This window comes from Mucilaginibacter sp. KACC 22063, assembly GCF_028736115.1.
GTDB lineage: Bacteria > Bacteroidota > Bacteroidia > Sphingobacteriales > Sphingobacteriaceae > Mucilaginibacter.
This window is the reverse complement of the sequence record NZ_CP117877.1, coordinates 1,614,783-1,635,844: the sequence shown is the minus strand read 5'-3', so window position 1 is coordinate 1,635,844 and position 21,062 is coordinate 1,614,783. Positions and strand designations below refer to the sequence as shown.

The following is a 21,062-nucleotide window of genomic DNA, read 5'->3' as shown; positions in this document are numbered from 1 at the left end:
AACAAAAAGCATTGTAGATTAATGAAGTACCATAAACAGGGATTAAAAACCCGGTTTAAAAGAAGGCCCCGCTATAGCGGGGCCTTCTTTTAATATGCTTTGTATTGCTTTAGCAAGCCAACATCGTTTTTAGTGATATCAACTATAGCATAACTTTCGGTTTTTGTAATATTTAACTCATCCAGTGTACTTACCAGGTTCTCATATACACTATGGTCGCTCGGTTTAACCAGCACCACCAAACGCTTACCTGTTGAGGCAGTCACGTTTTTAGCCGTTTCCAGAAGCAATTTACGTATCCCGCTTTTACTGTAATCAGCTACTTGCGGAGTAGCCAATGGTTTATCCGGCGTGCCCATGTAGCTCAGCACTTTGTTATGGTTGCCTAAACACAGGGTGAGCGTCCGGCTCATGCCTACAGGTTCACTTGGTCCATCTGCGGGCATGGTAACTGCCATTGCATTGTTCTTTTGCAAGGTTGTGGTAAGCATGAAAAACGTGATGAGCAGAAAAGCAAGATCTACCATTGCAGTAAGATCTACGCGAAGCGGTAAACGATTGCGTGATGTTTTGTTACCAGCTTTTTCGGGGGTTGAATTTAGCTCGGCCATAGTTGTAAAGTTTAAGGTGAATAAAAGGTTAGTTATTACCTTTAAAACGACAACCATTAGGCTAATATTGCAGCCAGACTATTCAAAATCAAACTTTTAGTAAGAAAAGTAACACTTATCAGAAACGAAGGTGAATGATACCGATAATGAGAAGAACATATACGTATCAAACGAACGACCATCGCCGCGTTGTGACCCTAAAGAACCCTTATCAGAAGATAACCTGCGGTCTGCAAAATACTTCGCTATAGCAAGATCTTCATTACGTACGGGAGTCGGAACTTTGTAATTTCCTGAGACATCATCCAGGTAATCTGTTTTAGCGCTGCGATAGCCTACATCGGCAATGAGGCTCAGGCTATGGGTAAAATTATATTTTAAGCCAACGCCGTAAGGAATAGTAACCGCTACGTTAGAATAAGGCTTAACCTGCCCTTCTGTCATTAAAGGACGCAAGTCTACCCAATCTGAATGCTTATCTACCCTTGCCCTTGGGTTAAAGGCCACCCCTCCTATCCCAACAAATACATAAGGGCTGAAGGCATGTTTATCTATACCCGGCCGGTATTGCAGAAAGTTAAATTCTGCCATAAGGCTTAACTCATTAAGCGTAGTGGAAAAACTAAGGTTACGTAAACGGTTTTGTTCAAATTTTGAGTTACTGTCTGCAGCAGCTATTACACCATGCATAAAGCCGGCCTTAAGAGATAAGTATGGATTAAAATTTTTCTTTACAAAGCCCCCGAATGCACCGCCACTCACCTGGAACATATTGCGCGTGTTCAGATCGCCCATATACCCTGCAGCACCACCTGTAACGCCAAGCTCCCATGCCTGTGCACTTACCGTAAGTGTGAAGAGAACCAGTAAAAGCGTAGTAAAAATCCGGGGCATTTAAACGGTTTAATAGTTACGGGCATCAATACCCCACATTAGTTTACTTCTTAACGTTTTCAGGTAGGTTTCATTATGCAGCCTGATGAGGTTGATCCTGAAATCGGCCTTTGAAACGCAGAACTTGATCGTCTTATCTACCACTGCCGTACGCGAATCACATGACACCAGGTAATTCCCGCTGCGTGTCTCTACTTCAAAAGTAAGTACACTGGTATCTGGTAACACAATCGGCCTCACATTTAAATTATGCGGCGATACCGGCGTAACTACGATACTATCTGACTGCGGGAATATAATAGGCCCACCACAGCTCATAGAATAAGCTGTAGACCCTGTTGATGTCGAAATGATCATGCCATCGCCCCAATAAGAGTTAAGGTACTCATCATCAAGATAGGCGTGCATGGTGATCATGGCTGCATCATCACGTTTATGGATGGTGATATCGTTTAGTGCAAAATCATTAGCGCCGAATATTTGCTCGTTACAACTGATCTTGATCAGCGAGCGGCTATCAAGCGTAAACTCTCCCTGTGCTATTGCAGCAACAGCTTCTTCAATATCATCTTTATTGATACTGGCCAGAAAGCCCAGCCTGCCAAAATTGATACCCACCACGGGGATACCCGAATCGCGGATGATGGCAACGGTATCCAATAAGGTACCATCTCCGCCAAGCGTTAAAAAAACGTCTATATAATCTTTAAGCGGACGATTTTCATCAAAGGTGGGAAAACTAAAATCCGGAAGCTGCTCTGAAAGGAAATCGTTCAGTATTTGATGAACGTATATGTCGACCTTGTTTTTTTGTAGTTCTTCGAAAACCTGCCTGGCAAATGGAAAAACCGACTCGTTGAAAGGCCTGCCGTAAACTGCAATTCTCATCACTTATAAGTTAAGGTAGTTCATCAGCGAATCATAACGGTCCATCGTATCATCGTTATTATCATTATGGCCAAAAACTGCTTTAACGTCATATCCATACCTTAAAAAAGCAGCTGATATGCCGGATACGTCCTGCTTGTTTATTTTAAGTGTTATCTCCATACGGGTTGAATCGCCAAACATACGAACATAAGAGCTAAGGATCTGAGCGTTATCAGATTCAACGATCTGCGCCATATGCGACAGCGAGTTATTTCTGTTAGTGATCTCCAAAACAATAATGCCTCCGGGTTCGGTAACTGAAGTTAGTTGCGCAAACCAATTGTTCATGCTATTGATAGTAATGAGGCCCAGATAACTTTTTGTAGCACTTAAAACAGGAACCACCGTAATTTGACGCTGGTAAAAAAGGGTAATGACGTCATATATGTGCTGATCTTCGAGCACAAAAATGGGAACAAGCGGCAGGTTAAGTTTCGAAATAAGAATATTATGGTCGGGTAGTATAATTTCCTCTTCGGCAAGCAGGCCCAGGTACTGGTCGTCCTTCATAACCGGGAGGTGCCTCACCTTAAATTCGGCCATACGGTCAAGTGCCTTCTGAATGGGTTCAGAAGTACTAACGGTAGGGACGGCATCTGCAACCAGCTCGGCAGCTAACATATTATACTTTTAACGTTACTTTATCTAAAAACTCCCTTAACAGGGCATTAAACTCTTGCGGCTGCTCCATCATAGCTGCATGCCCGCAATGATCAATCCACTGAAGGGTTGAATCAGGCAGCAACTGATGAAACTCCACGGCTACTTCGGGCGGCGTAATCTTATCATTTTTACCCCATATCAAAGCAACCGGTATTTTAATCTTATGTACATCTTTAGCCATATTATGCCTGATGGCTGATTTAGCCATAGCCAAAATACGGATAACACGGTTACGGTCATTAATTGTTTCAAAAACCTCGTCAACCAGCTCTTTGGTTGCCGTAGCCGGGTCATAAAAGGTATACTCTACCTTTTCCTTTACAAAATCGTAACTCTCGCGGCGGGGAAACGATCCGCCAAAGGCATTTTCATACAAACCCGAACTACCTGAAAGCACTAACGCTTTGATATTTTCGGGGTGCGACAGGCAGTAGATCAGTGCTACATGGCCGCCTAAAGAGTTACCAATTAATGTAATATTAGTTAAATTTTTATACTTAATAAACTTATGTACAAATTTTGACAACGATTTTACGCCGGTTGTTATTAAAGGCAATTCATAAATAGGCAGCATAGGTATAATAACCCGGTATTGTGATTTAAATTCTTCAATCACATGCTCCCAGTTGCTTAAAGCCCCCATTAAACCATGCAGAAGTAACAGCGTTTCGCCTTGGCCCTCATCAACATATTGGAAACCGTTTTCTTCTTTTAACACGTAGTCCATACCAGTTTATTAGCATTTAATGATTTATACTGTTTTGCAATTCAGTACAAAAGTATTGTATATCTGCGATAAAGATACTTTTTTGAATTTGAGTTACAACAAATATAGCAACTAATTTATGCCAGTAATTGTTTAACAACTTCAGAAATGGTTTTGCCATCGGCCTTGCCGGCAAGCTCTTTATTGGCAGTACCCATTACCTTGCCCATATCTTTAACAGATGTGGCGCCGGTACGGGTAATTACATCTTTTAAGTAGGTTTCAATTTCTCCGCGGCTCATTTGCTTTGGCAAATAGCTTTCAATTATTTGCTGTTCTTCGATTTCAATTTGGTACAGGTCATCGCGGTTTTGCGTTTTGTAAATATCCGCAGACTCTTTACGCTGCTTTACTAACTTTTGCAACACCTTTACTTCTGTTTCTTCGCTTATTTCTTCTGAAGCACCTTTTTCTGTTTTTGCTAATAATAAAGCTGATTTAATAGCACGAAGGCCACGCAAACTTTTTTCATCGCGTGCCAGCATTGCCTTTTTAATATCCTCGTTTATTTGGGTTGATAATGACATTTATAAATTGTGAATTAGTGAATATTGACTTTAGTTTAAGCTATTTCAGCCTTCAACTTTAACTTCTGAATATATTGGTTGCCGTCGCCTGTGCTGTTGGCATCACCGTAATTTCGTTAATGTTTACATGTGCCGGGCGCGATACCACAAACCAAATGGTTTCGGCAATATCATTAGCTGCCAGTGCATCAAAACCTTCATATACTTTCTTTGCACGGTCTTTATCGCCCTTAAAACGCACTTCCGAAAACTCGGTTTCAACCGCTCCCGGGTGTACTGCCGTAACCCTGATGCCGTGGCTTAACAGGTCGATACGCATGCCCTCGCTTAAAGCACCAACGGCATGCTTGGTTGCACAGTATACATTACCGTTTGGATAAACTTCTTTGCCGGCAATTGAACCAATGTTTACAATTTGCCCCTGCTTGTTATAGATCATCCAGTTTGATACTACCTTTGTTACGTAAAGCAGGCCTTTTATGTTGGTGTCAATCATGGTGTCCCAATCATCATAGCTGCCGTTCTGTATCGGGTCTAAACCCTGGCTAAGGCCAGCATTGTTAATTAATACGTCTACGTTTTTCCAACGTGCAGGCAAGCTTTCCAGGTTGCTGATCACACTGTCGCGGTTACGTACGTCAAAGGCTGATACCGCTACTTCAACATTATATTTATCATTTAAATGACTGGCCAGGCGCTCCAACCTGTCGTGCCTGCGGCCGGTTAATACTAAATTATATTGATGTGCTGCAAATAAATGCGCACAAGCCTCACCGATCCCTGCGGTAGCGCCTGTAATTAATGCAATTTTAGCCATACGTGAGTAACTAACGCAGCGAAATTATGTTTTTTTAGATAGAAAGTTTGAATACTGCCGATGTTATTACGTTAATCTAACTTTGGAAATAATATTTATTCGAAAGTAAGGCTGAACATAATGGTGTGGAGAAACAGTTTACTGATAGGCACAGCGAAGGGATGGTTTTCGTGAAGCAGCACATCCCCGAATGAGTTTGCCAGTTTAAGCTCTGGTGATAGTTTAAAGTACTCGAAATAAATATCGCAGCCTATCCCCGCTTCATAGGAAGCATAATTCCTCACCAACTGAAGTTTCTTGTCTAAATAACCGATATCTGCTTGGTTAGGTTTCTTGTTAATATTAAAGGTATATTTTATGCCGCCTATTAAATATAAACGAAAATCGGCAATACGGTCTGATTTTAGTTTTAGCGACAACGGAATATCAACTGATGTATTCTGCACCTGCTTCTCCTGGCTATACTTGTCAGTTTGATATTCGTAGTTTATCCTTTTATCGGTAAAAGATAGTAAGGGGGTAGAACGAATTTCTATATGATCATTTAAACTATACCTGGAAACGAAACCAATGGCGAACCCGGGCGTACTTTTGGAAGACATCGAGTTGAGCGAGTCTGTCACATTGTGATAAGGGTATTCAGTATCACGAAAAGGCCTGCGCCAATTTTGGTCTTTAACAATTTTAAAATCTGCGTTTACAAACTGAAAAGTAAATCCAAAGCTAAAGTCTTGCTGATCTGCGCCTCCACCCCATGACGGCACGTATTGCGCAAACAACTTGCCGGTACAAGTAATTATAAAGAATAAAATTAAAATGTACCGCTTATTGATCATTTAACGCCGGTATATATTGAACAGATTCCGAACATTAACGAGCGGCTTTTGGCATTTTTATAACCCACCTTATCCATCAGCGATGTGAAATTTTTACCATCAGGAAAGGCCGCCACAGACTCGGGCAGGTAAGAATATGCCCTCGAATCTTTTGAAAAAAGTTTCCCGATGCCTGGTGTTATATAATGAAAATAGAAATTGTATAGCTGCTTTACCGGAAAACGTTTGGGTTTTGAAAACTCAAGTATAACGGCTTTGGCGCCTGGCTTTATTACCCGCAACATATCGGCCAGCCCCGCTTCCAGGTTTTCAAAATTCCTCACTCCGTAAGCTACTGTAACTGCATCAAAAGTATTATCATCAAAAGGCAGGTTCTCGGAATCGCCTGTGCGGACAGAAAAACGGTCACTCAAACCGCGCTTCTCTATTTTCTGGCGGGCAACGCCCAGCATCCCCTCTGATATATCAACACCGGTTATCTTCTGCGGCTGCAGCATCTTTAACGCCTCAAACGCAAAATCGCCGGTACCTGTTGCTACGTCAAGTATATGTGCTGGTTTATCTTTCTTTAATTCGTTGATCGCCTTTTTTCGCCAAATGATATCGATTCCTAACGACATAAAATGGTTAAGGAAATCGTAAGTGTGCGAAATATTATTGAACATATCAGCCACCTGTTCTTTTTTACTGGTTTGCTGACTGTTATAAGGAGTTACGGTTTTGCTCATTTCTATTGCAAAGATAGGTATTTTAATATGCCAATTTGAAAATGTGCAGCGTTGAAATTAGTGGTAAAGTGTGTTTAATTTTATGCTTTTGAATTTTATAACTACATTTAGTTACCTATTTATTTATCATGATATATTTACTCTGGACTGTTTTAAATCTTGCCTTATTCTTAGCATTTATGTTTGTATGCTTTAAAGCGGCTGGTTATCTGCGGCAACAATTAGGTGTTTTTGCAGCGATACTGTTTGTATTTGGTTCATGCTCTTATATTAACCACACTAACGAAAGCAATTTATCTAACTCTAATAAAAAGCGGCAGACCGACTTTTTTACTTTCCTTCCTGACAGCGTAATAGACAATGGCACGGTTAAAAATATAACGCCGAAACTTGAAAAGACACCGATCTCGACCATCAATCTAAATATTGCTTACGCTAAATTAAAAGGATCTGACAAAAAAGTTCCCGTAAATGCTTTTTCTTCCCTTTCAGGAGCTGCGGGAGGATAACTGGCAGCCTTTGTCCGCTGAGATAAATGCTACAGACAAACCTGGTGAGTATGAATACCACGTTGAAGGATTGATGAACTGGAGCCTTTTAGGCAATAAGATATACTCGCAATTTAAAGATTATCGCGGCAAAGTAATGCTCAATTAATTTTGAGACAATTTAAATGAATTATGCTTAATGATTCCTGAATTAGTGACCGTTGCCCAGTGACTATTGGCTTGCCTTCCCCAACCTGCTATGCCTGTAACCGTAGGTAAAGTAAATGACTAAGCCAATGACCAGCCATATCAGAAAACGTAGCCAGTTAGTATAGCCTAATTCTGTCATCAGGTAAAAGCAACTTAATAATCCTAATACCGGGATAAGAGAAAGCTTTTTAACAAAGGCCAGTACTGTTAAAGCCGCAGACAGAATTACAAACAGAACATACGGGAATCGCTCGTGCGCATTTTCACCACTGAATAAGCCGGTTAGTTGTTTCCAGAAAACCACCACGCCGATAACAAATATTACGGGTGCAATCCATTGCGCATTAATGTAGGGTATCTGAAATTTGCCACGCACCGTTTGTTCTTTGGGTAGCAATAAAACGCCGCCGCAAACTAAAACGAAGGCAAACAAAGTGCCGATACTGGTTAAATCAGTTACCTCTGTTAAATTCATGAACAAAGCAGGAACAGCCACTACAAAGCCGGTAACTATTGTAGCAAAATAAGGGGTTTTAAACTTTGGGTGGATGCGCGAAAAAGCTTTCGGCAATAATCCATCGCGGCTCATGCTCATCCATATACGTGGTTGCCCTAACTGGAAGATCAGCAATACGCTTGCGGTTGCTATCACCGCACTGATGGAGATAACGTAGCTTATCTTTTTTAACCCAACCTTTGCAAAAACAAAAGCCAGTGGGTCGCCAACTTGCAGGTCTTTATAACTTACCATACCGGTTAATACCAGTGCAATAAGTATATATAATACAGTACAAATAATAAGCGAGTATATCATGCCACGTGGCAAATCGCGTTGCGCGTTCTGGCATTCTTCGGCAGTGGTAGAGATTGCATCGAAGCCGATGTAGGCAAAAAACACACCCGAAACGCCTTTCATTACCCCGCCAAAACCGTTAGGTAAAAATGGATGCCAGTTGGCAGGCGTTACGTAAAAGAACCCTAAAACAATAACCGCTATTACCACCCCTATTTTAAGTAATACCATGGCGTTGGTCACTTTCTTGGTTTCGCGGATACCTACGTAAACCAGGTAAGTAATTAGTATGACGATGGCCAAAGCCGGTATATTAGCAATCAGTTTTAAATGGCCAATGGCGGGCGCAGTTGCCCATGCCGCAGCTTCTGACCTCAGCTTTTCTGTAATATCAGTAAGCTGGCCTTTGGCAGTAAGCGACTGTACGGTATCATACGCACGCGATGCCGTTAAGTAATCCATAGTTAGATACTTAGGCATGTGGATATGAAAGCCTTCTAATAAATTTACAAAGTATTCGCTCCAGGATATGGCGACAGCAATGTTACCAATGGCGTACTCCATCAATAGGTCCCAACCAATGATCCAGGCAATCAGTTCCCCAAAAGAAGCGTAAGCATAAGTGTAGGCACTGCCCGCAACAGGTATGCGCGATGCAAACTCCGCATAACACATGGCCGAAAACCCGCAGGTAATGGCCGTTAGCACAAAAAGTATGGTAACACCAGGGCCACCATTAAATGAGGCTTCGCCAATAGTTGAAAAAATACCTGCGCCTACAACAGCTGCTATACCCATAAGGGTAAGGTCTTTTACATTAAGAACTTTGCTAAGCGTTGAATCACCTGAGCCGTGTTCGCCATCAGAGTAGCCATTTGCTACATCATTAAGGATAGTGTCGAGAGATTTTTTACGAAATATGTTTTTCGACATTCAGTTTAAAATCGTTAAAGCAATGTCAAACATAACCATTTTTTCTGACCTATAAGCCTGCATTTGTATTAAATTGCGCCATGAATTTGCGTATAACCGATGTGCTTTACCGTTTAAGGCTCTTTTTTATTCCATATCTTCTTATCCTGAGCAGCTGTTTGATTATCAAACTGCTTTTCACGCGCGAGCAAATTTATTACAGCATCAATTCATACCATAACGACCTGGCTAACCAGCTTTTTATATACGCCACCGATCTGGGCAGTGGCTTTATCATGATTGTGCTGACCATTATCCTCCTGCTTTACAGCTATCGTACCGCATTTTTGTTAGTGACCAGCTTTGGTATAACCACCATATTGGTACAGGTAGTAAAGCGCATAGTAAAAGCCCCTCGCCCATCATTGTACTTTGAGCATAACTTATCGCACATCTACTTTGTGCCGGGCGTTAAAATGCTAATGACCAACAGCTTTCCGTCGGGGCATACCGTTCAAGCATTTACAGTTGCAGTAGTTTTAGCTTATACCGCTCGGCAGAAAAGGTGGGGATTTATTTATCTGTTATTGGCACTGGCGGTAGGTTATTCGCGCATGTATTTAAGCGAGCATTTTTTCGAGGATGTAGTAGCCGGAAGCATCATTGGAACTGTTGCAACAGTAATATGGCTCACCATCATTGATGGCAAGCCATTTTTACATCAGAATAAGTGGAAACGCGGTCTGCTGAAACAGGTTTAATAAGCCGGTTTCCTGCGTTTGCGTATTACAATTATTACGATAATAATAACTACCAGTATGCCCGCACCTATAGCCATTTTAAGGGCTTTGTGCATACCGGTAAATTTACCGTACATGGTATATTGGTCGGTACCGTCAAATCCCGGGGCCAGTTTAATAGAATCAAAATATTGTTTAACCTCTTTCGCCGCTAATTCCTGGCGCTGCTCAGGGTAAGTAACCTGAAAGGTGTAAGTAGCAGGTTTGGTATACAATATCCTGAATTTACGTAGCTGTATACCTTGATCATTATCGGTACGCAAGGTAAAATCTCTTACTTCGATATTGTTAACTATAGTGTCTTTACTGTTTAGTATCGTACTACCGTAACCTGCATCGGCTTGTACCTTGTTGATGTATTCTTTAAATACTTTATTAAGGTCTTTTTCCTTTTTAAGGGTTTGGTTAACCGGGTTTGGCGCCTTAATCACAATCATGTAACCAAAGCTACCGTTACCGGTATAAATGCTTTGGCCAAGCGTATCTTTTTTCTGAAATTCCTGCGGCAGCCCAACCGTGACAAGGCTATCGATCTTTACCGGCTTCAAGTCCTGTGCCTGTGCCGTAAATGCTGTTGCTATGGTTATAATAAAACCTATTAGTGTCTTTTTCATAATCATTAAATAACTACAAAAACACCAATAGGTTTTAAAGAGTATGTGTAAACGATTACAAACTTTCCAGTTCTGCTTTTACAAAAGCAACCAGATCACGCACGTAATCTGCACTAAAATCAAACTTGATACCCGCTGTTTCATAGATCTCACGTATGGTTTTAGTATAACCTAATTTCAGCGCATCCAGGTATTGCTGCAAACCTTTTTCAGGATTTTCTTTATAGTTTTTCCATACGGCAATAGCACCTAATTGTGCCATACCATATTCGATATAGTAAAACGGAACTTCAAAGATGTGCAGCTGCTTTTGCCATAAGTTGGCCTGTGCTTCTTGTAAACCGTTCCAATCGGCAAAGCTGGCACCAAAACGCTCGAATATCTGTACCCATGCTTCACGGCGTTGTGCATCAGTATGGTCTGGATTGGTGTATATCCAGTGCTGAAACTGGTCTACCACGGCAACCCACGGCAAGGTTTTCAGCACATCAACCAACTGGTCGCGCTTGGCTCGTTTTAACTCTTCAGGATTGCTGAAATATACATCCCATTTATCCATCGAGATCAGCTCCATCGACATAGAAGCCAGCTCGGCAACCTCAGAAGGGCAATGTTTAAAGTCGTTCAGTTCCAGATCGGCAGTAAGGAAAGTATGTACAGCGTGGCCACCCTCATGCACCATAGTGGTAAGGTCGCGGAAGGTATTAGCCGAGTTCATAAAAATAAATGGCGCACCTGTTTCGGCTAAGGGATAGTTGTAACCGCCCGGTGCTTTGCCCTTACGGCTTTCTACATCGAAAAGACCGTTTTCTTTCATGATCTCCAAGCGTTCGCCCAGGTAACGGCTGATGTTGCTAAAGCACTGGATCGATTTCTCGATCAACTCATTTCCATCCTGAAACGGTTTTAAAGGCGCCTGACCGGTAATGTCCACATCCATGTCCCAGGGCTTAAGGCTATCTAACGCTAAAGCCTCTTTACGTTTTTCTGCCTGCTCACGCAAAACGGGCACCACCTCGCGCTCAATAGCTTCATGAAAAGCATAACAATCCTGCGGTGTATAATCGAACCGGCCTAATGCCTGGAACATATAATCACGGAAATTTTCGAAACCTGCGTTTAAGGCTACCTTGTGGCGCAGGCTACGCAGATGATCAAACAGGCTGTCCAGTTCATCTTTACTTTGCAAACGGCGGCCGGTAATTTTCTCCCAAGCTTCCTGACGTTTGCTGCGGTCGATATTTTTTAAGATGGCGGCTGCCTGCTCAAGCGTAAATTCTTTACCATCAATTTCCACCGACATGCTACCAGTGATCGACTGGTATTTCTGCTGCTCCACCTGTATCTCGGTTTGCAGCGGAATATTCTCCTCCCTGAACAGTTCCAGCGATTTTTTAACGCTTCGCAGGTATACAAAATACTTCTCCTCGTTTAGCTGGTCTACAAACTCGCTTTCTACCAGTTTTTTATTCAGCTCATTGCTGTAAGGTGCAATCTTCGGCTCAATCTCAGTGGCAAAATATTGAAAATCTTTCAGCAGGTCTTCGTTAGCAGTGTCGCAGGTCATTTTAATATAACGCCATGCAAAATCTTCTTCCAGTGCTGCTTCTATCTCGCTACGGTCGCGCAGCCATTGCTCTAAATCCTCAACCGAGTTGATCTGGCGCTCGCGCAGTTCCTGAAAAAGAGGCTCAAGGTTTTCCCACTTGATTTCCAGATTTTCGGGTATATAATGTTTTGCTTTTTTATGAATCATGGTTATAATGTGTAGATGTGCAAATATGCAGATGATTATTTAATGTGCAAATCCAACAGCTACATTATGAGTATTACATGATCCTTTATATTTAAGCCTTTGGTTGATGTAAGGTTTTAGAAAGTTCCATAAACCCATCCCGATAACTGGTTGGCTTAACCTTGAAATAGTTCTCAAACTTGGTTGAATCAAAAATATAATCGTGGTCAGTTTGATAATACATTTCTACTGTACCGCGAATAAGTTTATTGAATAAGCCAATAGTTTGCAGCATCAGTTTGTTGATACGCATGTATTTGGGTGCGACACCATAAATACTGGCAGCAAGTTCTAAAAATTGGGTTCCTGTTATTGGTTTTGCGGTAGGTACATGCCATATCTGGTTATCAGCTTCGGGCGTTTCGCCAAGCAGGCGCATAGCTGTACCGCAATCGGGCAAGTAACTAAAGTTATGCAGGCACTTTGGGTTGCCCATCCACTGCGCCTTTTCTCCTTTTGCATACTTTGAAAGTACCATGCTATCTAAAAAGCTGTTCATCGTTTCGGCACCGTAGAAATCGGCACCTCGTAAAATAGTAGCAGTAATATTACCTTTTGCTACTTCATCCATTAATTGAGTAGCAACCTTAGCCCTTATCTCCCCTTTTACACTTACCGGTTTGTAAGGGGTATTCTCTGTCATGGCTCCATTTACCAGGCCGTACATGTAAACATTATCGAAAAAGATGAAACGTGAGCCGGTATCTTTTGCGGCATTAATCATGTTCTGCATAATTACCGGCCATTGCTGGCGCCATACGTCTTTATCGTAAACTAAACCCGCGGTAAGGTAAAATACTTCCGAACCTTTAACGGCATTAAGTACTTCGTTATAATTAAGCAGATCTGTTTTTTGCCAGCTGATGTTATCGCCTTTAAACGTAGATGGGCGACGGCTTGCTAAGCGGATATTTTCATTCTTGTTTATTAATTGACGGGTAAGCGCATTGGCTACTGGCCCGCCGGCTCCTAATATGGTATGCATTGCTTTATTGTTTTGTATGATACAAACGTACATGCATACCGAACAAGAAAACGTTAACTTAAGATAAGAAAATGAGGTATTTAAGACTGCAATATCCGCTTGCGGATACGGGACAGAGATACCGGCGTAATGCCTAAAAAGTTGGCCACGTAATGCTGCGGGATACGTTGTAAGATCTCGCGGCCTGTTTCAAGTAGTTTCAGATAGCGCTCTTCCGGCGATTGCGTAATAAATGCGGTTACACGTTCCTCATAACAGATGAGATAATACTCGGCGAACAATCGCCCGAAACGTTCAGTTTTATAAGCCAGAACCGGGTGCCCCAGCATGGTCTGCCAGTTATGATGACTAATTAAAACCAACTCGGTATCTTCAAGTGCCTGTACATAGTTAACAGCAGGCTGCCTGGTCAGGAAGCTTTTGTATGAACTGGCAAATTCGTTTTCAAAGCTGAAGTAACCTGTAATGTCTTCGCCATCCATCATATGGTAGTACCGTAATGAACCTTTACTGATGAAGGCGATATGATTACAAACCTTACCATTTTCGGTAAAGTGATCTTTCTTTTTCAGCTGGCCAAATTCAAGATAGCTGCAAAACAATGCCCACTCTTCGTCGGTGTATTCAACAAATTGACTTATATGATTTCTGAAGCTGGCGGTTGCTTTTAGCGTATCCATAAACGGTCAATAAGAAACAGCACGGCAAAAACCACGCTTGCTATACCGTTTGTAGTCATAAAGGCAAAGTTTACACGGGTAAGGTCATTAGGTTTTACCAAACTATGCTGATAAACCAGCATGCTGCAAAATACGCCGATACCTAAGTAATATGGAAAACCCACATGCGTAAAAAAAGCAGGCATTATAATAAAAGCTGCTGATAGCACATGTAAAAAACTTGACAAGCGCAAGGCGTTTACCTTACCCAGCCATGCAGGGATAGAGTGCAGCTTCTCCCCACGGTCAAAGTCTTCATCCTGTAAGGCGTAAATAATATCGAAACCGCTTACCCAGCACAAAACAGATAACGAGAAAAATATCGGTAATAAATCGAAATGGCCTGTAACAACTAAATAAGCTCCTATAGGCGCTAATGACAAACCTAAACCAAGTACCATGTGGCACAGTGCCGTAAAGCGTTTGGTAGCGCTATACCCTAACACCACCAATAATGCTACAGGTGCAAGATAAAAACAAAGCGGATTAATAAACCATGTTGCTAACAGAAATAAGGCACAATTAGCTATTGTAAAGGTTAATGCTGCTGCCGGTGATATGCGGCCTGCCGGTATATCGCGCACTTTGGTACGGGGATTTTTAGCATCTATATCACGGTCAAGGTAACGGTTAAACGCCATAGCCGAATTGCGTGCGAAAACCATACAAAGCACCATCAGCACTAATTTTTGCCATTGAAACGTGCTGGCCGTAGTGCTTACTGCCAAAAAAAAGCCGATAAAGGCAAATGGCATAGCAAATATGGTATGTGAAAAAGTTACTAATGAGAAATATTTTTTCATTTTATATTAGTTATCATTCCCCTCTTGAGAGGGGTTAAGGGTGTGTTTTTTATAATTAATACTGCTTATTTACACCATCAATAAAATCTAAAACCTCGTCGCGGCCTGTTTTATTTTCAGATGACGTAACAAAATAATCAGGCATCTGCTCAAAAGTGGCCAGTAATGCTTTTTTGAACAGCGCAACGTTTTGATCTGTCTTTAATGATGATTGTTTATCTGCCTTTGTAAATATAATTACAAATGGCAGTCCTTTCTCGCCAAGCCAGTTGCAAAACTCAAGGTCTATTTTCTGCGGCTCCAGGCGGCTGTCAATCAAAACCAATACACATTGCAGGCTCTCACGCTTATCAAGATAAGTGCGGATAAATTTATTCCAGTCTTCCTTTTTGCTTTTAGAGATACGCGCATAACCATAGCCAGGCAAGTCGACCAGGTACCAATCATCATTAATTATAAAATGGTTGATCAGTTGGGTTTTACCCGGTGTTTGAGATGTTTTAGCGAGGCCCTTTTTTGCTGTAAGCATATTAATCAGCGATGATTTGCCTACGTTAGAGCGCCCGATAAACGCATACTCCGGCTTTACCGGTGGTGGTAATTTTGATATCTGGGTGTTGCTGCAAACAAACTCTGCCGATTTTATAACCATGCGGCAAAGATACGTAATGTGGCACAAATGCACACATTTTGCAGTTATGCTTACTTGGTAACCGACTTGTTAAACTTGTACTGTAAAGTAAGCATGAAATACCTTTTAATAATTTGTGCCTGCGTATCGGTAATTACGTTTTCATTGATTGACCGGCTTGTACTGATATTTTGATTGAAGATATCATAACAGGATAGCCTGATCTCGCCCCGGTCTTTCTTCAACAACTGCCTGGCAAGGCTTAGGTTTAAAAGATTTGAATTTTTCTGAAAACCCGGGGCAACCATTGGGTTATACTTATAAGCATAATCTCCATCCAAATTTAATTTGTATGGAAAGGTGAAATTAAAATGTGCACTGCCATAATGTGAGATGTAATTTTGGCTTGGATAATCTACACCAGTATACTTAGTGTAAATTTCGCTAACCGTATACCGGGGTTCTATTTGCACAACATCCTTATAATTGATGATCAAACTTTCCGAAATATTAAAGTTAAAGTTATCCTGGTAACCGTTTTGACGGTTCAGCACAAAGAAATTGTGGCTTGAATTAAAGCCTGCATTAGTAGTGGCCGAAACTTGCAAATCAGCTTTCTTTTTGAAACGCTTACTCACATAAAAGTTTGCACCATATGTGTATCTGCCGCTTTTATTAATAGGTGTGCTTGTTTCAACCAGGTCGGCATCTACAGTACGTTGCCTGAAAACACCATTTTGTTCGTATGAGAACCTTGCGTTACCTGAATAACTTATCCCAGATTCGAAATTGTATTTATTATAGCCGAGGCTAAAGTAGTTTTGTGTCGTCGCTTTCAGGTCAGGATTTCCGGTTACTGAATAAACCGGACTAAACACCACCGAATAAGGGACCATATCGCCAATATTAGGTAACTGCGCCGACTTAGAATAAGCAACGTAGAAATTATTAATATTAAGGTTGATCCTTGGTAAGAGGAAGAAGTAATGGCGGTCAACATCGGCGCTATTGCGTCCAAAAGCATTGTTTATTAATTGTGATTGAAGATCCAAATGCGCGTCAATCCTCACATTTTTGGCAAACTCATAAGTGATGCCCGGCGAAACAACATTGGTCCATCTTTTACGGGTAAGGTCGCTGCTTTGGTCAACTAATAGACTATCATAGTTACCGGTTACCGGGTTATAATTAAAATTAAGCAACCTGTTTAGTTCCTTACTGTACTCGGTAGACGCATCAACCTGGAGTATCAGTTTTTTTATAACAGGATATCGGTAGCGCAGGTTTACATTAGCGTTTGTGCTTTGGGATTTTGATTGTGCTAAGCGATGTAATGAATAGGATGGTAAGGTTGCTACGTAGGATGTAAGGTCGTCTATACTATAACTATCATTACGATTAGGGCTTAAGTTTAAAGTATGATCTATATCAATGGATTCACCTTTATTATTAAATTGATGATTATAGTTGAAACTATGCTGGAATTGAAAAGAATTTCCAGAAGTGTTGCTGCCGCTTACTGCATTGTTTATAGGATTAATAAAGTTGCTGTAGCTATTACTGGTGTTACTGTTAATTCCTGAATTTTGAGTAATATTTACAGAAGGGTAATAAGTGATCAGCGTTGCATCGCTGGGCTTCAACCTGAATGTACTGCTAAAAGCGTGACTGTTTAAAACGTTACTACCGTTGTTTATTGATTGGGTTACAGCCGTTGTGTCACCTAATAGCTGCTGCCTGTTGTTAACCGTATAATTGCTTGTTTTAACATGCCTTAATAAATAGGCAAAATTGATCTGCAGCTTTTTGCCATAGTCGGTATTAATGTTTACACCCGCTGCCGTTGCTGTTTGTTTGCCAGATCCGCCTCCAAAAAAACCGCCCTGCCCAAATGTTTGGGAACCTCCGCGGTTTAAACCACCCTGGGCATACAAGTCGCTATAATCAAACCCGGTATTATTCAGATTATTTGAATAGCCCAGCAAACTTACCTGCAAGGTATCCCTGAACATATTTAGCAGCCCCCCACCCTGGTAATGGTCGCCGGTACCTGCACCGGCATAGGCCTTACCAAAAATACTTTTCTTCAGTAGCTTCTTAAATCTAAGGTTGATCACCTTGTTCACTTGCGACTGCGGGATCAAATGATCCGGATCGTCTTCGCGGTCGTCATAAACTTCAACTTTTGAGATCATGTCCGCATCAATATTTTTGGTAGCCATGCGTATATCACTCGGAAAAAATCGGTGCCCGTCAACCAGCACCTTACTTACAGCCTTAGCCATCACGGTAATTTTCCCGTCCTGGTCAACCTCTACTCCCGGCAGCTTTTTAAGCAAGTCTTCAACCACGGCGTTTGGCCTGGTTTTAAAAGCTTCGGCATCAAAAACAATGGTATCTTTCCTTGTAGTAACCGGTAATCGTTCGCCTTTAATAACAACTTCTTTCAGTTGCTTGGCAATCATTTCTATATCACCCAGATCTTTAACCTCTGCGTTTTTAAAAGTAAATATCTTACGATACGCCTCGTAAGCCACGTATGAGATCAGCAGTTTAACTGGCTTATTTTCCGGAAGATTATGTAAGGTAAAAGCGCCGTTCTTGTCGCTCAAGGTGTAAGAAATAAGTTTAGAAGTGGTGTCGCGTTGTTCAAGCGCGGCCACCGTTGCAAATTCTACAGGTGTACGGTTAAGCGAATCAATAATTCTGCCTTTTATTGAAGCCTTGTTTTGCCCCTTAGCAATTGTAAAAGCTATTAGTAATATCCCGAGAAGAAAGTATTTATTCATTAAATTGTGAAAGGCAGTTGCCCGCGTCAAATATGTATAATTAAACGCCTATAATTATTATTTGATATAAATATTACAATAGAAAATTAAGCGACTATTTCTAAAACACTAAATTTGAATGTTTAAACATATATTATGGCAGATTATCAAATTCCAGCTCAAACACGCATAGGCCATGTACATTTAAAAGTTAGCAACCTGCAAAAATCACTTGACTTTTACTGTGGTTTATTAGGCTTTGAACTGATGGTTACTTATGGCGATGCCGCTGCATTTATTTCAGCAGGTGGTTATCATCATCATATTGGGCTAAATACCTGGCATAGCAAAAATTCTGCTCCTGCACCTGAGCGTGCACCGGGCTTATATCATACAGCTATTTTGTATCCCGAACGTAAGGATCTTGCGGCAATTGTTAAAAGACTAATGGATGCAGGTTACCCGCTTACAGGTGCCTCAGATCATGGTGTATCTGAAGCCATCTATTTAAATGACCCGGACGAAAACGGGGTTGAGCTTTATTGGGATCGCCCGCGTGAGCAATGGCCTACTGATGAGCATGGCAACCTTACCATGTACACCCGGCAATTAAACTTTCAAAGCCTTATGGCAGAACTGGCTTAATAATAATAAAAAGCCGCAGATTGTATCTGCGGCAATTAGTTTTTTATAAGTCAGAGAACTACTTTATACGGTGTATTTGTACCGTTTCGGGGTCTGCCAGCATTAAAGGCACTTTCTCGATAGTAACAAAACTAAGATCCAACCCGAAGTTACGTTCTTCAGATAAGCTGATCTTTTTAAGGTATTGGTATAGTGCCATAATACCTTTTTCGTAAAAGGAAAGGTAATGCGACCGCGATACCACTTTTTCAATTACCACAAAACGGAAGTCGCCAACTATTTTATGCTTGTTCAACGAGTCATATTTACTGGTGATATCCACTTCTCCCCTTTTCACCAAGTCCTCAACCACTTTACGGAAAAGCAGGTTGATTTGCTGCTCCACCCTGAAACCTAATTTAAAATCAATACGGATCAGTTTGTTGGGCACTAAGAAATCTACTTCGTATTCCCTGGTATAAGGCTCGTCCATTACATCCACGTGTACCAGCCAATAAACATCTGCGCGCTTAGGCTGCTTTTGCAGTATGGAATAAATGATTTTCGATTCAACCTCTGAGTTGAAATTAGCGCTGGTAAGGTATACCAATTGCGAAGCATATTTAGGGACACTTGCATCATCGCTAAGTTCTTTGATAATGCCGAAATAATCTTCTATCTCAACAAATTTAACATATCGGTTACGGATTTTACGGGCGGTGTGCCAGCTCCACATTACAATAAACAGCACCAGGCCTACAGATAATGTAAACCAGCCGCCATGTATAAATTTAACCAGGTTACCAAAAAGGAAGGTACCTTCTATGGAAAGGTATACCACCAGGAATATGGCTATAACATAAGTGGGATATTTCCTTCTGCGCAAAAACTTGGATACCAGAATAGTGGTCATCAGCATGGCTACGGTAATACTTAAACCGTAGGCAGCTTCCATCCTGTCTGATGCACGGAATAACAATACCACACCGATACAACCTGCTGCCAGCAGCCAGTTCACACTTGGCACGTATAATTGCCCCTTTTGCTCAGACGGATAATTGATCTTAACTTTTGGCCAAAGGTTAAGGCGTACAGCCTCGGCTATTAACGTAAATGAACCCGAAATTAAAGCCTGACTGGCAATAATAGCTGCGATGGTTGCAATACTGATACCGTAGATCAAAAACCACGACGGCATGATCTGGTAAAACGGGTTCTGAATATTAAGATCAAGCTGCTGACCGTTACGTTGTAAAAGCCACACAGCCTGCCCCAGGTAGTTAAGTACAAGGCAAAGCTTAACATATACCCAGCTTACGCGGATGTTTGCACGGCCGCAATGCCCAAGGTCTGAATATAATGCCTCGGCACCTGTGGTACATAAGAATACTGCACCAAGTATGATAAACGATTCTGAAAGCGGTATAGAACTAAGCAGCATAACCGCATAGTGAGGGCTAAGCGCCTTTATGATCCACGGCTCTTGCACAATGTAGGTAACACCTAAAACACCCATCATGGTAAACCATAAAAACATGATAGGCCCGAATGCCTTGCCCACCAGCGATGTACCAAACTGCTGTATAAAGAATAACACCGCTATAATAACAATTACGATAGTAACCGTTGGTAAGGTTGGGTAATAAGTACGCAAGCCTTCTATTGCGGATGATATGGTAATAGGCGGTGTAATAATACCATCAGCAAGCAGGGCGCAACCGCCCAACACTGCAGGCACAATTAACCATTTTGCCTTTCTTCTTACCAGCGAAAAAAGCGAGAATATCCCCCCTTCGCCCTTGTTATCCGCTTTAAGCGTAATAACAACGTATTTTATAGTGGTTTGTAGGGTTAGTGTCCAGAAAATAAGCGATACACCGCCAAGTACCAGTAACTCAGAAATGTTTTGTTTACCTACTATTGCTTTGAAAACGTATAACGGGGAAGTTCCGATGTCACCGTAAATTATACCCAGACTGATAAGAACACCAGCGGCGGTTAGCCTTTGTAAATCTTTGTGATGTGTCACTTTTTTATATAAAGAAAATACAAAAGTATTTAAATGTTTGTTTATAACATAATTATCTTATCTTACGTAAACACTTAACATTGTGTAATTGCAACACTATAAGTTTAATTTTGTTAAAT

At 41.4% G+C, this 21,062-nt stretch carries 22 protein-coding genes; 4 read left to right on the top strand and 18 right to left on the bottom strand.

What is annotated here, in order from left to right:
- Positions 1-89: 89 nt before the first annotated feature.
- The 9 genes from PQ461_RS07150 to ubiE all read right to left on the bottom strand — a co-directional run bounded on the left by PQ461_RS07150 (position 90) and on the right by ubiE (position 6,772).
- The gene (locus tag PQ461_RS07150) at positions 90-611 is read right to left on the bottom strand and encodes an ExbD/TolR family protein (RefSeq protein WP_274302762.1); all 522 of its coding nucleotides are present in this window, start codon (positions 609-611) and stop codon (positions 90-92) included.
- A gap of 96 nt (positions 612-707) precedes the next feature.
- Entirely contained in the window at positions 708-1,505 is a 798-nt protein-coding gene (gene porG / locus PQ461_RS07145; protein ID WP_274302760.1) for a type IX secretion system protein PorG, read from the bottom strand.
- Positions 1,506-1,514: 9 nt separating this feature from the next.
- Complete coding sequence (locus PQ461_RS07140) at positions 1,515-2,393, bottom strand: NAD kinase (protein WP_274302757.1); 879 nt, start codon at positions 2,391-2,393, stop codon at positions 1,515-1,517.
- A 3-nt stretch (positions 2,394-2,396) separates the two neighbouring features.
- On the bottom strand, positions 2,397-3,056 hold the full coding sequence (locus PQ461_RS07135) for a CBS domain-containing protein (protein WP_274302755.1): 660 nt from the start codon (positions 3,054-3,056) through the stop codon (positions 2,397-2,399).
- A 1-nt stretch (position 3,057) separates the two neighbouring features.
- Complete coding sequence (locus PQ461_RS07130) at positions 3,058-3,825, bottom strand: alpha/beta fold hydrolase (protein WP_274302754.1); 768 nt, start codon at positions 3,823-3,825, stop codon at positions 3,058-3,060.
- Positions 3,826-3,941: 116 nt separating this feature from the next.
- Positions 3,942-4,391 carry a GatB/YqeY domain-containing protein gene (locus tag PQ461_RS07125; protein ID WP_274302753.1) on the bottom strand — a complete coding sequence of 150 codons (450 nt, stop codon included), beginning with the start codon at positions 4,389-4,391 and terminating at the stop codon, positions 3,942-3,944.
- A 58-nt stretch (positions 4,392-4,449) separates the two neighbouring features.
- Positions 4,450-5,208 carry an SDR family NAD(P)-dependent oxidoreductase gene (locus tag PQ461_RS07120; protein WP_274302752.1) on the bottom strand — a complete coding sequence of 253 codons (759 nt, stop codon included), beginning with the start codon at positions 5,206-5,208 and terminating at the stop codon, positions 4,450-4,452.
- Between the two features lie 95 nt (positions 5,209-5,303).
- Complete coding sequence (gene porT, locus PQ461_RS07115; protein ID WP_274302750.1) at positions 5,304-6,044, bottom strand: type IX secretion/gliding motility protein PorT/SprT; 741 nt, start codon at positions 6,042-6,044, stop codon at positions 5,304-5,306.
- A complete protein-coding gene (gene ubiE, locus PQ461_RS07110) occupies positions 6,041-6,772 on the bottom strand; it encodes a bifunctional demethylmenaquinone methyltransferase/2-methoxy-6-polyprenyl-1,4-benzoquinol methylase UbiE (protein WP_274302748.1) in 732 nt (243 codons plus the stop codon). Before ubiE ends, porT begins: the two co-directional genes overlap by 4 nt.
- Positions 6,773-6,900: 128 nt before the next feature.
- Between ubiE and PQ461_RS07105 the strand changes: the two genes are divergently transcribed.
- Positions 6,901-7,281 carry a hypothetical protein gene (locus tag PQ461_RS07105; RefSeq protein WP_274302745.1) on the top strand — a complete coding sequence of 127 codons (381 nt, stop codon included), beginning with the start codon at positions 6,901-6,903 and terminating at the stop codon, positions 7,279-7,281.
- 10 nt (positions 7,282-7,291) lie between these two features.
- Positions 7,292-7,429 (top strand): hypothetical protein, encoded by a 138-nt coding sequence (locus PQ461_RS07100; protein ID WP_274302743.1) that lies wholly within the window; start codon positions 7,292-7,294, stop codon positions 7,427-7,429.
- A 63-nt stretch (positions 7,430-7,492) separates the two neighbouring features.
- Here PQ461_RS07100 and PQ461_RS07095 read toward each other — a convergent pair whose 3' ends face one another.
- Positions 7,493-9,196: an amino acid permease gene (locus PQ461_RS07095; protein WP_274302741.1), complete on the bottom strand. Its 1,704-nt coding sequence runs from the start codon at positions 9,194-9,196 to the stop codon at positions 7,493-7,495.
- 80 nt (positions 9,197-9,276) lie between these two features.
- Between PQ461_RS07095 and PQ461_RS07090 the strand changes: the two genes are divergently transcribed.
- Positions 9,277-9,936: a phosphatase PAP2 family protein gene (locus tag PQ461_RS07090; RefSeq protein ID WP_274302740.1), complete on the top strand. Its 660-nt coding sequence runs from the start codon at positions 9,277-9,279 to the stop codon at positions 9,934-9,936.
- Here the strand turns inward: PQ461_RS07090 and PQ461_RS07085 are convergent.
- The 7 genes from PQ461_RS07085 to PQ461_RS07055 form a co-directional block, all read right to left on the bottom strand.
- Positions 9,933-10,589, bottom strand: a complete 657-nt coding sequence (locus PQ461_RS07085) for a hypothetical protein (protein ID WP_274302739.1) — start codon at positions 10,587-10,589, stop codon at positions 9,933-9,935. The two genes, PQ461_RS07090 and PQ461_RS07085, sit on opposite strands and share 4 nt — an antisense overlap.
- 55 nt (positions 10,590-10,644) lie before the next feature.
- The gene (locus tag PQ461_RS07080; protein WP_274302738.1) at positions 10,645-12,345 is read right to left on the bottom strand and encodes a M3 family oligoendopeptidase; all 1,701 of its coding nucleotides are present in this window, start codon (positions 12,343-12,345) and stop codon (positions 10,645-10,647) included.
- 91 nt (positions 12,346-12,436) lie between these two features.
- Positions 12,437-13,369, bottom strand: coding sequence for an NAD-dependent epimerase/dehydratase family protein (locus tag PQ461_RS07075; protein ID WP_274302737.1), 933 nt, complete (start codon positions 13,367-13,369; stop codon positions 12,437-12,439).
- Between the two features lie 80 nt (positions 13,370-13,449).
- A complete protein-coding gene (locus tag PQ461_RS07070; protein WP_274302735.1) occupies positions 13,450-14,049 on the bottom strand; it encodes a Crp/Fnr family transcriptional regulator in 600 nt (199 codons plus the stop codon).
- Complete coding sequence (locus PQ461_RS07065) at positions 14,037-14,891, bottom strand: UbiA-like polyprenyltransferase (protein ID WP_274302733.1); 855 nt, start codon at positions 14,889-14,891, stop codon at positions 14,037-14,039. The genes PQ461_RS07070 and PQ461_RS07065 overlap by 13 nt, the downstream gene beginning before the upstream one ends.
- A 55-nt stretch (positions 14,892-14,946) precedes the next feature.
- Positions 14,947-15,543 (bottom strand): ribosome biogenesis GTP-binding protein YihA/YsxC, encoded by a 597-nt coding sequence (yihA, locus tag PQ461_RS07060; RefSeq protein WP_274302732.1) that lies wholly within the window; start codon positions 15,541-15,543, stop codon positions 14,947-14,949.
- A gap of 50 nt (positions 15,544-15,593) precedes the next feature.
- Positions 15,594-18,311, bottom strand: a complete 2,718-nt coding sequence (locus tag PQ461_RS07055) for a TonB-dependent receptor (RefSeq protein WP_274302731.1) — start codon at positions 18,309-18,311, stop codon at positions 15,594-15,596.
- Positions 18,312-18,446: 135 nt separating this feature from the next.
- Here PQ461_RS07055 and PQ461_RS07050 point away from each other — a divergent pair, with 135 nt between their 5' ends.
- Positions 18,447-18,935 (top strand): VOC family protein, encoded by a 489-nt coding sequence (locus PQ461_RS07050; RefSeq protein WP_274302730.1) that lies wholly within the window; start codon positions 18,447-18,449, stop codon positions 18,933-18,935.
- A 58-nt stretch (positions 18,936-18,993) separates the two neighbouring features.
- Here PQ461_RS07050 and PQ461_RS07045 read toward each other — a convergent pair whose 3' ends face one another.
- A complete protein-coding gene (locus PQ461_RS07045) occupies positions 18,994-20,943 on the bottom strand; it encodes a KUP/HAK/KT family potassium transporter (RefSeq protein WP_274302729.1) in 1,950 nt (649 codons plus the stop codon).
- Positions 20,944-21,062 lie beyond the last annotated feature (119 nt).